This is a genomic window from Stenotrophomonas sp. SORGH_AS_0282 (assembly GCF_030818125.1).
Lineage (GTDB): Bacteria > Pseudomonadota > Gammaproteobacteria > Xanthomonadales > Xanthomonadaceae > Stenotrophomonas > Stenotrophomonas rhizophila_A.
Genome location: NZ_JAUTAB010000001.1, coordinates 1,854,574 through 1,869,427, shown reverse-complemented (window position 1 = coordinate 1,869,427; position 14,854 = coordinate 1,854,574). Strand labels below are relative to the sequence as shown.

Annotated in this window: 14 protein-coding genes; 5 read left to right on the top strand and 9 right to left on the bottom strand. The window is 69.7% G+C overall.

The features are described 5' to 3' along the window. Nucleotides 1-70: 70 nt before the first annotated feature. Complete coding sequence (locus tag QE395_RS08320) at nucleotides 71-850, top strand: DeoR/GlpR family DNA-binding transcription regulator (RefSeq protein ID WP_249832587.1); 780 nt, start codon at nucleotides 71-73, stop codon at nucleotides 848-850. Between the two features lie 10 nt (nucleotides 851-860). Further along, on the top strand, nucleotides 861-2,006 hold the full coding sequence (locus QE395_RS08315) for an MFS transporter (RefSeq protein ID WP_306988453.1): 1,146 nt from the start codon (nucleotides 861-863) through the stop codon (nucleotides 2,004-2,006). 30 nt (nucleotides 2,007-2,036) lie between these two features. Here QE395_RS08315 and QE395_RS08310 read toward each other — a convergent pair whose 3' ends face one another. Continuing rightward, nucleotides 2,037-2,954: a M14 family metallocarboxypeptidase gene (locus QE395_RS08310; protein ID WP_249832589.1), complete on the bottom strand. Its 918-nt coding sequence runs from the start codon at nucleotides 2,952-2,954 to the stop codon at nucleotides 2,037-2,039. 122 nt (nucleotides 2,955-3,076) lie between these two features. On the opposite strand from QE395_RS08310, the gene QE395_RS08305 reads away from it, so the two are divergent. Continuing rightward, complete coding sequence (locus QE395_RS08305; RefSeq protein WP_210132668.1) at nucleotides 3,077-3,964, top strand: LysR family transcriptional regulator; 888 nt, start codon at nucleotides 3,077-3,079, stop codon at nucleotides 3,962-3,964. A 10-nt stretch (nucleotides 3,965-3,974) separates the two neighbouring features. Here the strand turns inward: QE395_RS08305 and QE395_RS08300 are convergent, their stop codons facing one another. The 7 genes from QE395_RS08300 to QE395_RS08270 all read right to left on the bottom strand — a co-directional run bounded on the left by QE395_RS08300 (nucleotide 3,975) and on the right by QE395_RS08270 (nucleotide 11,737). Then, nucleotides 3,975-4,949 (bottom strand): zinc-binding dehydrogenase, encoded by a 975-nt coding sequence (locus tag QE395_RS08300; RefSeq protein WP_249832590.1) that lies wholly within the window; start codon nucleotides 4,947-4,949, stop codon nucleotides 3,975-3,977. A 14-nt stretch (nucleotides 4,950-4,963) separates the two neighbouring features. Continuing rightward, nucleotides 4,964-5,740, bottom strand: coding sequence for a hypothetical protein (locus tag QE395_RS08295; protein ID WP_249832591.1), 777 nt, complete (start codon nucleotides 5,738-5,740; stop codon nucleotides 4,964-4,966). A gap of 59 nt (nucleotides 5,741-5,799) precedes the next feature. Further along, nucleotides 5,800-7,440: an MFS transporter gene (locus QE395_RS08290; RefSeq protein ID WP_249832592.1), complete on the bottom strand. Its 1,641-nt coding sequence runs from the start codon at nucleotides 7,438-7,440 to the stop codon at nucleotides 5,800-5,802. After that, nucleotides 7,434-8,732, bottom strand: coding sequence for an alginate export family protein (locus QE395_RS08285; protein WP_095363914.1), 1,299 nt, complete (start codon nucleotides 8,730-8,732; stop codon nucleotides 7,434-7,436). The genes QE395_RS08290 and QE395_RS08285 overlap by 7 nt, the downstream gene beginning before the upstream one ends. Then, on the bottom strand, nucleotides 8,711-10,549 hold the full coding sequence (locus tag QE395_RS08280) for an amidohydrolase (protein ID WP_176472667.1): 1,839 nt from the start codon (nucleotides 10,547-10,549) through the stop codon (nucleotides 8,711-8,713). Before QE395_RS08280 ends, QE395_RS08285 begins: the two co-directional genes overlap by 22 nt. A gap of 124 nt (nucleotides 10,550-10,673) precedes the next feature. Then, the gene (locus QE395_RS08275; RefSeq protein WP_095363912.1) at nucleotides 10,674-11,078 is read right to left on the bottom strand and encodes a DoxX family protein; all 405 of its coding nucleotides are present in this window, start codon (nucleotides 11,076-11,078) and stop codon (nucleotides 10,674-10,676) included. 2 nt (nucleotides 11,079-11,080) lie between these two features. After that, nucleotides 11,081-11,737 (bottom strand): hydrolase, encoded by a 657-nt coding sequence (locus tag QE395_RS08270; RefSeq protein WP_095363911.1) that lies wholly within the window; start codon nucleotides 11,735-11,737, stop codon nucleotides 11,081-11,083. Nucleotides 11,738-11,920: 183 nt separating this feature from the next. Here QE395_RS08270 and QE395_RS08265 point away from each other — a divergent pair, with 183 nt between their 5' ends. Beyond that, entirely contained in the window at nucleotides 11,921-12,577 is a 657-nt protein-coding gene (locus QE395_RS08265; protein ID WP_068852421.1) for a response regulator transcription factor, read from the top strand. A gap of 17 nt (nucleotides 12,578-12,594) precedes the next feature. Here the strand turns inward: QE395_RS08265 and QE395_RS08260 are convergent, their stop codons facing one another. Next, nucleotides 12,595-13,788 (bottom strand): MFS transporter, encoded by a 1,194-nt coding sequence (locus QE395_RS08260; protein WP_254622148.1) that lies wholly within the window; start codon nucleotides 13,786-13,788, stop codon nucleotides 12,595-12,597. A 96-nt stretch (nucleotides 13,789-13,884) separates the two neighbouring features. Here QE395_RS08260 and QE395_RS08255 point away from each other — a divergent pair, with 96 nt between their 5' ends. Next, on the top strand, nucleotides 13,885-14,832 hold the full coding sequence (locus QE395_RS08255) for a LysR family transcriptional regulator (RefSeq protein WP_306988445.1): 948 nt from the start codon (nucleotides 13,885-13,887) through the stop codon (nucleotides 14,830-14,832). Nucleotides 14,833-14,854: the final 22 nt, after the last annotated feature.

Below are 14,854 nucleotides of genomic sequence, written 5' to 3'. Positions count from 1 at the left end.
CAACCGCGCATACACGCCCTATCACGCACATTCATGCACATTCGCGCACTGAATCAGGTACAGTTCGCGCATGACGACTCCCGACACGCTACCCGGCGAACGCCAACAGACCATACTGCGCCTGCTGCGCGAACAGGGTCGCGTGTTTTCGGCCCAGCTCGCGCTGCAGATGGAGGTGTCGGAGGACTCGATCCGACGCGACCTCCGCGAACTCGCCAGCCAGGGGCTCTGCCGGAAAGTCCACGGCGGTGCGCTGCCGGCGGCAGTGGAATTCCCGCCCCTCCCCGCACGCCACGCGCAGCAGCCGGCGCAGAAGCACGCGCTGGCCTTGGCCGCCGCCGCGTGTATCCGCCCGGGCGAGCGCATCCTGCTCGATGCCGGCTCCACCAACAGCGCCATCGCCGCGTGCCTGCCGCAACAGCAGGGCCTGCATGTGATCACCAATGCCCCCGACATCGCCCTGGCGCTGCTGGCGCGCGGCGGGATGGAGGTGACCCTGATCGGCGGGCGGCTGGATCCCCGCGCAGGCGCCTGCATCGGTGCGCAGACGCTGGAGACGGTGGCCGGGCTGCGCGCGGATGTCTGTTTCATCGGCACCTGCGCAGTCGATGCCGAGGCGGGCCTGTGGGCCATCGATGGCGAAGAAGCCCCTCTCAAGCGGGCAGTGCTGGCGGCGAGCAGCCGCTGCGTTGCAGTAGCCACTAACGACAAGCTCGGCACGCAGGCCGCCTACCGCGTGGGCGGGGTCGAGCAGATCGACCTGCTGGTGATCGAGCACGATGCTCCTGACGCGCAGGTGGCGGCATTCGCGCGTCGTGGCGTCGATATCCAGCGCGCTGCGCCGTACTGAGGCTGCCTTGATGATCGACTCCGCTCTTTCCGCGCGCGGCACGCGCGCCGAACAGCACGCCACCCGTGCGGCGTTTTTCCTGCCCGGCTTCGCCACCGCCGCCTGGGCACCCCTGGTGCCGTTCGCCAAAACCCGTACCGGGCTGGATGAAGGATCGCTGGGCCTGGTGCTGTTGTGCCTGGGCGCCGGTTCGCTGCTGGCGATGCCATTGGCCGGCATCCTGGCCGCCCGCCATGGCTGCCGCGCGGTGATGATCGCCACCCTGCTGATGGTGATGGCCAGCCTGCCGCTGCTGGCGGTCGCGCCCTCGCCGTGGACACTGGGCCTGGCCCTGTTCGTGTTCGGCGCCGGTGTGGGCGCCTGCGATTGCACCATGAACATCCAGGCGGTGATGGTGGAGCGCGACAGCGGGCGGCCGATGATGTCCGGCTTCCACGCTTTCTACAGCATCGGCGGTGCGGTGGGGGCCGCGGCGATGACCGCGCTGCTCGCGCTGCGGCTGCCACCGCTGTGGGTGTGCGTGCTGGCCTCGATGGCGATGGTGGTGGTGCTGGCGGTTTCAGTGCCGTACTGGCGGCGTGACCGCGCGCCGAGCGGCGCGCCGGTGTTTGCGATCCCGCATGGCGTGGTGCTGGCGATCGGCGTGCTCTGTTTCGTCGCCTTCCTTGCCGAAGGCGCCATGCTCGACTGGAGCGCGGTGTTCCTGCATGAAGTGCAGCAGGTGCCGCCGGACCTCGCCGGCCTGGGCTTCATGACCTTCGCCATCGCCATGACCCTCACCCGCCTGGTCGGCGACGGCATCGTGGCGAAACTCGGCCGCCTGCGCGCGATCCTGCTGGGCAGCATCGTGGCCGCGGCCGGCTTCGGCATCGCCACCTTTGCCGGCACCCTGCTGCCGGCCCTGCTCGGCTACGCACTGATCGGCCTGGGCTGCGCCAACATCGTGCCGGCGCTGTTCTCCATGGCCGGCAACCAGAAGACCATGCCCGAAAGCCTGGCCATCCCCGCCATCACCACGCTGGGCTACGCAGGCGTGCTGGCCGGCCCGGCCCTGATCGGCTTCGTCGCCCAGGCCAGCAGCCTGGTAACGGCCTTCTGCCTGGTGGCCGCTGCCCTGCTGCTGGTCGGCATCACCGCACGCTGGGTGAAGGCGTAGGACCACGCCCTGCGTGCCTGCAACGCTCAATCAATGGGCAAGCGCGTAATCGATTGCCGCGCACACTGCCGCCACCTGTGCATCGTTGCACTGCTGCGGGGTCGCACGCGGGCTGTCCGGATACACCTCGGTGGTGGTGGTGAAGCGCGCGCCGGTGATGCTGGCGCACAGCCCCAGCTTCTTCAGCGGATATTCGATCACGCCCGGCGCCACCACCGGCGAACCGATGATTTCGTTCTTGTCGTCGGCCGGGGCAATGTGGGTCACCTGCTCCACCGCCGCATTGACCGCCTGCTGGAACGCCGGCTGCGGGTTTTCGGTGTCGTCCACCAGGTAGAAGCCATCGGGAATCAGGCCCGGGGCGAACGGCTTGCCATCGCGCGCGGCCAGCGCCGGGCGGAACTCGCTTTCGTCGCTGTCGGTGGTTTCGTGCAGATCGATGTGCAGCACCATGCCATCACGCAACGGTGCCACCAGCGCCATCAGCGCCGCCGATTCCTGCGCCGGGCTGTCGGCCACGAACGAGCGGTTCGGGTCGGTCGCATCGGCATTCCAGCGCTGGAAGCGCTCGTAGCCCCACGGGCTCACGCACGGCGCCACCAGCACATTGGCACGCCCGGCGTAGTCGGCCGCACGCGTGGCCAGGAACTGCAGCGCGCCTTCCACGCCGCTGGTTTCGTAGCCGTGCACGCCACCAGTGACCAGCACCGACGGCAGCGCCGGGTTCCAGTCGCGGCTGCGCACGGCAAACAGCGGGTAGCGGTCCGGTGCGTACTCCAGGGTGCCGTACTGGACCACCTCGAACTGGGCGCGCAGCTGGTCCAGCACCGGCAGCACGTCGTCGGCATAGCGCCGCACCGGCAACTGCCGCGCCCGCCACTCCGCCTTCTCTGCAGCGCCCCAGGGCTGGCCGGGGGTACCGATGGGATAGAAGCGGGTGTCATTCATGGAGGGGCTCGCGGTTGTCACGGAAGAACTGCGATTTTAGCCTGCCCCCCACGCCCCTACCAATCGCCGTGGCTCCCGGCCATCATGGGCCGGCATGACCGTCATGCGCCTCCGCTGCCCTCATGGCCCGCGAAAACTTCAACGATCTGCAGGTCTTCGTGACCGTGGCGCGCGAGCGCAGCTTCACCCGCGCTGCGGCGCAGCTGGGTGTTTCGCAGTCCGCGCTCAGCCATACCGTGCGCGCACTGGAGGAACGGCTCGGGGTGCGGCTGTTGACCCGCACCACCCGCAACGTGTCGATGACCGAGGCCGGCGAGCGTCTTTACCTGAGCGTGGCACCGCGGCTGGAGGAAATCGAAGCAGAAATCGCGGCGGTGGCGGAATACCGCGACCACCCGGCCGGCACCATCCGCATCACCGCGTCCGAACACGTGGCCAACACGGTGGTGTGGCCCCGCCTGGCCCACGTACTACCCCGCTACCCTGATTTGAAGGTGGAACTGACCATCGACTACGGGCTGGCCGATATCGTCGAACAGCGCTACGACATCGGCATCCGGCTCGGTGAACGGGTCGCACAGGGCATGATCGCCGTGCCGGTCACCGGCCCGCAGCGGATGGCGATCGTCGGCAGTCCGGCGTACTTCCGCGCCCACGCCGCACCGCAACGGCCGGGCGACCTGGCCGCGCATGACTGCATCGGTCTGCGCCTGCCCACCCATGGCGGCTTGATGGTGTGGGACCTGCGCAAGGACGAGCAGAACGTCAACGTGCGCGTACAGGGCCAGTGGACCTTCAACAGCAGCATCGCCATGCACCGCGCCGCACTGGCCGGCGCCGGGTTGGCCTACCTGCTGGAAGACATGGTGCTGGAGGACATCGCGGCCGGGCGCCTGCAACGGGTGATGCAGGACTGGTGCGATGTGTTCGACGGCTTCCACGCCTACTACCCCAGCCGCCGGCAGTCCTCCAGCGCGCTGCGCGTGGTGATCGACGCGCTGCGGGTGTGATGCCACGCCGTTACGGGCGCAGCAGCACCTTGCCGTTGCGGCCCGGTTCGAGGCTGGCTTTCGCCGCTTCGGCTACCTGATCCAGCCCGAACACGGCATCTACAGGCAGGCTCAACCCGCCCGTGGCGGCCAGCTTCAGCAGCTCGCCCACCAGCGCCCGTTTCTTCTCCGGGGCCATGTTCTGGCTCACCTTGCTGCCCCAGAAGCCCTTCACCACGGCCTGCTTGAAGATCACGTCACCCGAGCCCAGCTGCATCGGCTCGCCGGTCATCGAGCCGAACGACACCAGCGTGCCGCCCTCGCCCAGCAGCCCGAGCAACTCGCCGCTGGCACGCCCGCCGACCGAATCGACCGCCGCCGCCGCACCCTCGCCTACCCGCGCCTGCACCTGCGCCAGCCAGTCCGCCTGCGCGGTGGAAATCGTGTTGTCGATGCCCAGCGCCGCCATTTCGGCCACGCCCGCATCGCGCCGCACCAGGTTCACGCAGTGCACGCCACGCGCCTTGGCCAGCATCGCCAATGCCTTGCCGACCGCACCATTGGCCGCGTTCTGCACGATCCACTGGCCGGCTTCCACCTGCAGGAATTCCAGCAGCATCAACGCGCTGAGCGGCATGGCGATCAGCTGCGCGGCCGTTTCATCGTTGATGCTGTCCGGCATCGGGATCACCATCCGCGCCGGCGCAATGAACTGCTCGGCCCAGGTGCCATGCACCGACGCCGCACTGACCCGCTGCCCGACCTGCAGGCTGGTCACGCCCTCGCCCAGCGCGTCGATCACGCCGGTGCCTTCGCTGCCGCCGATGGCAGGCAGCTCGGGCTTGTAGCCGTACTGGCCGCGCACGGTCCACAGGTCATGGTTGTGGATCGGCGCCAGCACGGTGCGGATGCGCACCTCGCCCGCACCGGGTTCAGGCGTGGCGGCCTCACCGCCATGCAGGACGACGGTCGGGTCACCAAACTGTTCATGCAATGCAGCGCGCATGCGAATCTCCTGTATCAACGACGATGGCGGTGTGCGGCGACCACGCCCACGCGCGGTGCGCGCCAGGCCCGGGTGCGCAGCAGCAGGGTCTGCAGCACCAGCAGCGCGGCCACGGCCAGCGCCAGCACCGCAACGGTATCGGCACCCGGCAGGCGCCAGCCGGATTGCTTGATGTACACGCCCACCAGCGCCCAGATCACCGCCGCCGGGTAGGCGAAGTGCCCACGCAGGCGGTAATTCATCACCCATGCGAGCAGCGTGGCCAGCGCCAGCAGCACCACGCTCCACGACAGCATGTCGCCGGTCGGCAGCCACTGGTAGGCCACGATCACCTGGGCGGTGTTGAGGAAGGCGGCCATGGTCAGCCAGCCCGCGTGCAGCGCCAGCGGATAGGCCGCGAAAGCGCGCTGGCCGGCACTGGCGGTGGCCGGCGCCGCGCGTACCGCGGCAACCAGCAGGCACACCAGCGCCAGCCAGATGATGGCCAGCGCCGGCAGAAACGCCTGGTTGGAGAACACCGGCATCCACGCCGCCGTCAGCGCGAACCCGGCGGCGGCCCAGCCGCGCACGCTGGCATTGTCATCGGGCCGGCGCTGGCGCAGCTGCCACAGCCCGAAGGCCACGTCCCACAGGAAGATCAGGCCCCAGATCGAAAACGCATAGCCGGCCGCGACCAGCAACGTGGGATAGCGGTCGGAGATCGCACCGTTGGTCGGGCCGAACTGACCGGTCTGGGACAACCACGCCACCAACGGCATGGCCAAGGCGGCCAACAACACGATCCAGCGCATGCATCCACTCCAGCTCAAAGAGCACCGACCATACGCGCATTGCGGTTAAGAAGATGCCATCAACCCAATGCCGGATGCTCGTGACCGTGCTGCAACGCCTTCAAGGCGCCGGTGCCGCCTGCGAAATGACGCACGATCGGCGCATGCTCGTTGCGGTGCAGCGCCCTGACCTTCTCCTGCAGGATCCGGTCTTCAGCGGTGACCCGCTCATGCTGGCGCAGGTGCTCGATCCAGGACGGGGTCACGAAATATTCCAGGTGGATGCCCGGCGTGGCCACGTCCTCGGCCACGCCCCAGATCACCGCGCCATCGCGGCGGCGGGTACGGCCGAGCTCACCCAGCAAGGCATGGAACGCGGCGCGGTCGGCGTCATCAATGTGGTACTCCACCGTCACCAGCACCGGGCCGCGGTCGTGGGTGACCGGCACCGCCAGCTCGGGCGCGGGCCAATGCCCGGCCGGGCGCAGGTCCAGTTCCTCGCTGCCGGCGATGCGCACGCGCCACACCAGCAACCCGCCGATCACCGCGCCCACCGCCGCGATGGTCAGCGCCAGCGGAATCGAGGTGCGCTGGGCGATGCTGCCCCAGCTCAGCCCACCGGCAGCCATGCCCAGCGAGAACACCATGATGTACAGCGACAGCGCGCGCGCCCGCACCCACGCCGGCACCGCGGTCTGCGCGGCGATCTGCAGCGAGGACAGCACCGTGATCCAGGCAAACCCGTTCACCAGCATCGCCAGCGGCAACAGCGCCATGTGCCGCAGCCAGGCCAGCCCGAACAGGCTCAGCGCGCAGGCCAGCGTGGCCAGCAGCACCAGCAGGTCACGGTCCAGCCGTGCACGCAGGCTCGGCAGCACCAGCGCGCCGCTGACCGCACCGATGCCGATGCAGCCCAGCAGCAGCCCGTACGTGCCTGCCCCGCCGTGCAGTTCGCTGCGTACCACCAGCGGCAGCAGCGCGGTCACCGCGCTGGCGAAGAAGAAGAATCCGGCCGACTTGATCAATACCGCCTGCAGGCGGCCGGCGCGCAACGCGTAGCGCACGCCGGCGCGCAGCCCGGCACCGAAGCCTTCCGGCGGCAAGGCGGAGGCAAGCGCATCGGGTCTCCAGTTGAACAGCACCCACAGCATGGCCGCGAAACTCAGTGCGTTCAGGCCGAACGCCCACCCCGCGCCCAGCTGCGCCACGATCAGGCCGCCGATGGCCGGGCCGAGCGAGCGCGCGATGTTGATGCCGATCGAATTCAACGCCACCGCGGATGCCAGCATCGGCCGCGGCACCAGCTCGGACACGATGGCGGCCTGTGCCGGCATCGCCATGGCCGCGCCACAGCCCATCGCGAAGGTCAGCAGGACCAGCAGCGGGGGCGTGAGCATGCCCAGTGCCGTCAGGGTGGCCAGCGTGGCGGCCACCAGCAGCATCCAGCCCTGGGTGAAAAGCAGGTAGCGCCGACGGTCGACGATGTCGGCCAACGTGCCGGCGACCAGCGCCAGCAGCACCACCGGCACCGTGGTGGCCGACTGCACCAGCGCCACCATCAGCGGCGATCCGGTGCGCTCGGCCATCACCCAGGCGGCGGCAACGTCATTGACCCAGGTGCCGACGTTGCTGCCCAGGATGGCCAGCCACATCGCGCGGAACAGCCGGATCTTCAGCGGCGACCACGCGCCGGGGGCCGCGTCTTCGTGTGTGTTTACCATTGCCATGCTCCTACTACCGATGCAAACAGGGTGTCGCGGCCGCCGGCCGCGCGCAGGCCGGGACCGGCCTCGAACCAGGCCAGCTGGCCTTTCCAGGTCCAGTGGTCACTGGCCTCCCAGCTGGTTTCCCACTTGTACTGCTGGCCGATGCGACGCGGCGTGCCGGCCGTGCCCGGCACCGCGGCCAGTGGCGCCGGCGTGGTGTAGACCGCGTCGCTGCGGCGGTGCTTCCACGCCAGCTGCCAGCCGATGTCGGTGGTCAGGCCGGGGCGCAGGGTCAACGTCAGCGTCGGCTGCACGTCCATCAGGTTGGCCGGCGCCAGCAGGCTGGCTTCGCTGAAGTACGCAGACTTGGGGTACATCGCATTGAAGGTGTTCAAGCGGCCATCGCCGGGGTCCTGGTCGCCGCTGGCGATGTCCAGCTTGACGCCCAGCCGCGGCTGCCAGCGCCGCGCGGGCCAGCGCAGCCCGCTGTCGGTGGCCAGCGTCCAGGCGCGGATCGCCAGGTTGCCCTGGGCACGCGACAGGGTGCCGCGCTGCGCGACCAGCTCGATGTTGGCGTCCCAGCGTGGCTGCAGCACGAAGGCGCGCGTGCCGAGCGAGGTACGGCGTTCGTCGCCGACCGCGCTGGCGAAGCGTGCGCCATCGCGACCGTAGTCGAGCACGTACAGGTCGATGCCGGTGCCCGGCCGCCCAGGCTGCCAGGTGGCGTAGCTGCCGAGCAGGTACTGGCCACGGTCGCCGCGGTCATCGAAGGCGCCGCTGCGGTTGTCGACCGGGCGCAGCGCCATCACGTCGAGCTTCAGTGCGCCCTGTTGCCACCGCCCGCGCACGCCATCGAACGCCAGCCGGATGTTGGGCCCATCGCGCACCGAAAGCAGGCGCGAGCTGCCATAAGCGGCCTCCTGCCGGCCGAGCTGCCACGTTGCATGGTCGCCCTGCCAGCGCACGAAGCCCTGCTGCAGGTCGAGCGCGCCCTGGTCGGTGCCGCCGGGCCCGCCGGCGCGCCCCTGCTCTGCGTGCACGCCAAGCTGCACCAGCCCATCCCAGCGACCGCGGTGCGCCGCCACCGACCCCAGCGCGCGCAGCAGGCCGTATCCGTCCTCTCTACCCTGTATGCCGAACCGGGTCGGGTCGTAATACATGCCCCGCAGGCGCAGCGAGGCATCCACCTGCACGTCGCCGCCGCCGTCCAGCGCGATGCAGCGACCGGTATCGCCAGGTGTGCAGGCAGATGCCAGCGACGGCAGTGCCGTCGCCAACGCCAGGCTCAGAACGCGAAGCACGAACATCCCAGTGCGCCCCAGAACGCAGTGGGCGCGTCGGTCGGCACCGGGTGCGCCGTTGCATGGCCGTGGCCGTGGGTGCGGCAGGCGCCGCCGTGGGCGTGCGCATGCGCGACCAGGCCGGTGGCGGCACCGCCCACGTGGTACCCGCCAAAGCGGTTCACCGGCGACCAGTCCGGCATCGCCGGAGGAAGGGTCGGCGCAAGCGGAGCAAAGTCGCCATCGCCGTGCACCACCCGCCCGCCGACCACGGTCAGCACGCTGGTGATATCGGCGATGCCGGCATCGTCCACCGCGAAGAAGTCCGACGAGAGCACGCAGAAGTCGGCCAGCTGGCCGACCGCCAGCGTGCCCTTGCGGCCCTCGTCGCCGGAGAACCAGGCACTGCCCTGGGTCCACAGCCGCAGCGCCTCTTCGCGCTCGAGCAGGTTCTCTTCGCCATACAGCGCCAGTCCGCCGACGGTGCGACCGGTGACCAGCCAGGACAGCGCCACCCACGGGTTGTAGCTGGCCACGCGGGTGGCGTCGGTACCGGCACCGACCGGAACGCCGGCCTGCAGCATGCGCCGTACCGGAGGCGTGTGGCGTGCGGCGTCGGCGCCGTAGCGCTGCACGAACGCCTCGCCCTGGTAGGCCATGCGGTGCTGGATTGCCAGGCCACCGCCCAGCGCGCGGATGCGCTCGATGTTGCGGGGGGTGATGGTTTCGGCGTGGTCGATGAACCAGTGCAGGCCATCGAACGGGATCTCGCGGTTGACCTGCTCGTACACATCCAGGATGCGGTCGATGCTCTCGTCATAGGTGGCATGGATGCGGAACGGCCAGCGCTTTTCCACCAGCAGCTTGACCACTTCCTCCAGTTCCGGCTCCATGCCCGGCGGCAGTTCCGGTCGCGGCTCGTTGAACAGTTCGAAGTCGGCCGCGGAGAACACCAGCATCTCGCCCGCACCGTTGTGGCGCAGCAGGTCGTCGCCCTGGCGCGGGGCCAGGATCTCGCTCCAGTGCTGGAAGTCCTGCGCTTCCTTGCCCTTGTTCTGGGTGAACAGGTTGTAGGCGATGCGCACCGTGAGTTCACCGTCGCGATGCAGCTGCTCGATGACCTGGTAGTCCTCGGGGTAATTCTGGAAGCCACCGCCGGCATCGATCACCGAGGTGATCCCCAGCCGGTTCAGCTCGCGCATGAAATGCCGCGTCGAGTTGGCCTGGTACTCGATCGGCAGGCGCGGCCCCTTGGCCAGCGTCGCGTAGAGGATCAGTGCGTTGGGCTTGGCCAGCAGCAGCCCGGTGGGATTGCCCAGGCTGTCGCGCACGATCTGCCCGCCCGGCGGGTCCGGCGTGGTCTTGTCGTAGCCGCAGGCGCGCAGCGCGGCGCGGTTGAGCAGCGCGCGGTCGTACAGGTGCAGCAGGAACACCGGCGTATCCGGCGCGATGGCGTTGAGCTCGGCCAGCGTCGGCAGGCGTTTCTCCACGAACTGCTCGGCGGTGAATCCGCCCACCACCCGCACCCACTGCGGAGCCGGCGTGATGTCGACCTGCGCCTTGAGCATGGCCATGGCGTCGGCCAGCGAGCGCAGCCCGTCCCAGCGCAGTTCCAGGTTGTAGTTGAGGCCACCACGGATCAGGTGCGTGTGGCTGTCGTTGAGCCCGGGCACCAGGCGGCGGCCGCCCGCGTCGATCACCGTTGCCTCGGCCAGTCCGGCGCGCACCTCGGCTTCGGCGCCGATCGCGGCGATGCGCCCGTCCACCACCGCCAGTGCGTCGGCCTGCGGCAGGCGCGGGTCCAGCGTGGTGATGCGGGCATTGCGGATGAGCAGCGTGGTCATGGGTTTCTCCGGGTGCGTGGCGAAGGCGCGACCGGCCAGGCCCAGCGCCATCGCGGCGCCGGCGCCGAGCAGTAGGTCGCGGCGTGCAGGAAGGGGCGGATCAGGGGACATGGGGACACTCCGCTCACGTCGAATGCAGCGCAAGGGCGCCGGGGCCAGCCAAGGCAATGGCCGACAGGGCCAGTGTCCAGAACAACGGATACTCGATCCCGCCCCGCATCCAGAACCAGCCCTTGGGCAGGGCCAGCACGGCGGTCATGCCCAGGAACAGCGCGCCCACCGTGGCGGCGGGGCGGGCCTGCCAGCCGATCAGCACGGCCAGGCCGGAAAGCACCTGCACCACGGCCAGCAGCAGTGGCACCGGTGCCGGCGCCGGCAGGTGGTACCCGCGCAGTTCCTCGGCAAAACCGGCCAGCCCGGGACCCCCGAACCAGCCGAACAGCTTGCCCAGCGCGTGCGGCAGCAGGAATCCGCCTGCCGCCAGCCGCAGCACCAGCAGCCCCACATCCAGGCCGGTGGCGCCGCCCATGCTCAGTGGCCGCCTTCCTGTGCGCCGAACATGCTCTTGGCGTACTGGATGCCCAAGCCATAGCCACCGGCGTGTTCGCGGGCGATGCCGGTGGTGAGGTCGTAGGTGGCGCTGCGGCCCCAGTCGCGCTGCAGCTCAAGCAGGTACTGCACCGAGGTAAGCGGCACCGCGCCGGCCTGGACCATGCGGGTGACCGCACGCTCGTGCGCTTCGTCGCTGACATCGCCGCAGGCGTCGGTGATCACATACACCTCGAAGCCCTGGTCGATCGCCGACAGCGCCGGCCCGACGATGCAGACGCTGGTCCACAGGCCGGCGATGACCACGCGCTGCGTGCCGATGCGGTTGATCTCATCGATCACCGCCTGGTCTTCCCAGCAGTTCATCGAGGTGCGGTCGAACACCTTCTGGCCGGGGAAGACAGGCGCGATCTCCGGGAACATCGGGCCGGAGAATGACTTTTCGGCCACGGTGGTCAGCACCACCGGCACCTTGAAGCCGGCGGCACCCTTGGCGATCAGCGCGACATTGTTGCGCAGCGCGGCGACATCGATGGTGCGCGTGGCGAACGCCATCTGCGACTGGAAGTCGATCAGCACCAGGGCGTGGTCGGCGGGCGATAGCAGCGAGGCGCCGGGAACGGCGGTGGCGGTGGTCATGGGAAATCCTTGGTGGGCGGGTAAGGCCATGGTGGCGGCCGCGGCCCGGTTGCCCTACCCCCCTTGGGTGGTGAACGCAGCTACTCTTTTGGGGGAGGCGCTCACCCGAAAGAGGGGGCGTGGCCGGCCCCGCGCCTGCGACAATCCTTCCCTGGCGCTGGCGGCGCACCCTGGAGATCCCGCATGACCCCTTCCTCTCCGTCGATCGGCATCCTGGTGGTCGACGACCATCCCCTGCTGCGCGATGGCCTGGCTGCCCTGCTGGACATGCAGCCGGACATGCGCCTGCTCGGGGAAGCCGCCGATGGCGAGGAGGCCGTGGCCCAGTACCTGGCCCTGCACCCGGACGTGGTGCTGATGGACCTGCAGCTGCCCGGCGTGGACGGCGTGGAAGCGATCACCCGCATCCGCCACCATGACCCGCGCGCGCGCATCATCGTGCTCACCACCTACCGCGGCGATGTGCGGGCGGTGCGTGCGCTGCAGGCCGGGGCCAGCGGCTACCTGCTCAAGGACATGCTGCGCCACGAACTGGTGGACACCATCCGCACCGTGCACAGCGGCCGCCGCGCCGGCATTCCGGCCACCCTGGCCGCCAGCATCGCCGCGCACGTGGTGGAGGACAGCCTGTCCCCCCGCGAAACCGAAGTGCTGGGCCACGTCGCCAGCGGTCGCTCGAACAAGGGCATCGGCGAACAGATGCGCATCTCCGAACAGACGGTGAAGGCGCACATGAAGAACATCATGGAAAAGCTCGGGGCCCGCGACCGCACCCACGCGGTCACCCTGGCCCTCAAGCGCGGCATCATCAGCCTGGACGACGCCACCCACGACCGCTAGGGCCGGCAACTGCGGCCTCAGCGCATGCGGACCAGCAGGGCGGCGCCTGCCGACACGGTTGCCAGCGTCGCCACGCCCGGCCACCCGAAGTGCGCCAGCACCACCGCGCCCAGCGCACCACCGGCCGCCATGCCCAGGAATACCCCGGTGAACAGCAGCGCATTGAGCCGGCTGCGCGCTTCCGGCGCCAGCCCATAGACCAGCGTCTGGTGCGAGACCAACGCGGCCTGGAAGCCAAAGTCGAACACCACCGCACTGATGGCCAGCAACGGCACGATCGCCACCCGCGGCAACCACGCATCCAGCAGCAGCATCGCAAAGCCCAGCAGCGCGATCCCGATGGCGATGCGCGCCACCGCGTGGCTGCCCAGCCGGTCGGCCCAGCGCCCGGCCAGCGGCGCCGCCAGCGCACCCGCTGCACCGGCAATGCCGAAGGCACCGGCCACCGCACTGCCCAGCTGGTAGCGGTCGTGCAGCATGACCGCCAACGTCGACCAGAACGCACTGAAGCCCACCGCCAGCAGCCCCTGCGCGAACACCGCACGGCGCAGCTGCGGCTGTCCACGCCACAGGTGGGCCAGCGAACGCAGCAACGCCGGATACCGCAACGACGTGGTCGGTGCCAGGTGCGGCAGCTCGCGCGCCAGTACCAGCGCCATCACCACCACCGAGCCGGCGGCAATACCGAACATCGCCCGCCAGCCCAGTGCCTCGGCGACCAGCCCGCTGGCCACGCGCGACAGCAGGATGCCCAGCAGCAGGCCGGTCATCACCTTGCCCACCACCGCGCCGCGTTCGGCTTCCGGCGCCAGCATCGCCGCCGAGGGCACCACGTCCTGGGCCACGGTAGCCATCAACCCGATCAGCAGGCTGGCCAGCAGCAGCGTCGGCAGGCTGCCCGACAGCGCGGCGCCGGCCAGCGCGGCGGCCAGCACCAGCGACTTGAGCAGGATCAGCTGCCGGCGGTCGACGCGGTCGCCCAGCGGCGCCAGCAGCAGGATGCCCAACGCGTAGCCCAGCTGGGTCAGGGTCGGGACCATGCCCGTGGACTGCGCATCGCTGCCCAGCCCGCTGGCGATGACGCCCAGCATGGGCTGGCTGTAGTAGATCGAGGCCACCGAAAACCCGGCCCCGGCCGCCATCGCGACGATCAGCCGCGACGGCACCGCAGGCCGGGGGACGGCGACCGCCGGAATATGCACGCTGGACATGAGCCACTCCACGCCTGAAGAAAGTGGCGCCAGCATCCTCCTTGAACGAGAAGGCGTGTAGTAGGCTTCGGTACATATCCATCATACGAAGGTTGTATGAGCACTCTTTCTGCGGCACCGGGTGCGGACCGTATCGACCTGCTGGCCACCTTTGTCCGCATCGTCGAAAGCGGCAGCCTGTCCGCCGCCGCCGTGCAGCTGGGCACCACCCAGCCCACCGTCAGCCGCCGCCTGCAGACCCTGGAACGGCTGTTCGGCCTGCACCTGATCAAGCGTTCCACCCACCAGATGACGCTGACCGAAGACGGCGAGCGCTGCTATGCGCACGCCCGGGCCCTGGTGGACGACTGGGACGCGATCCAGGCCGACCTGCGTGGTGACGTGGACGTGCCACGCGGGCGCCTGCGCGTGGTGGTGCCACATGCCTTCGGCCAGGCCCAGCTGCTGGAACCGATGCTGCAGTTCATGGCACGCCATCCCCAGGTCACGCTGGAGTGGATGCTGGAAGACCAGCCGGTGGACTTCATTGCCGACGGGATCGACTGCGCCATCCGGGTGGGACGCGTGGAGGAACCGCAACTGGTGGCGGTTGCGCTGGCCGAAGTGCCGCGCATCGTCATCGCCGCGCCCTCGCTGCTGGAAGCGGCCGACCCACGCGACCCCACCCTGCTGCCCGGCCTGCCGTGGATCGCCCTGACCACCTTCTACCGCGACCGTTTCACCCTGCTGCCGGCCGATGACGGTCCGGCGCTGCGGGTGGACATCCAGCCGCGCCTGCTCACCGACAACCTGTTCGTGGCGCGCCGCGCGGCGGTGTCCGGACTGGGCGCGGCGGTGGTGTCGGCGTGGCTGGTGGGCGATGACCTGCGCGACGGCCGGCTGGTGCAGCTGGTGCCCGGCTGGGAGGCGCCGCCATTGCCGGTGCATCTGGTGTACCCGGCCGCGCGCCAGATGCCCTCGCGGCTGCGCGCCTTCATCGATGCCATGAAGGCCAGCCTGCCGCATACCCATGGCATGCGTTCGTGGCCGATGCCCTCACCTTGATAACATAGCCTCTGCTATATTC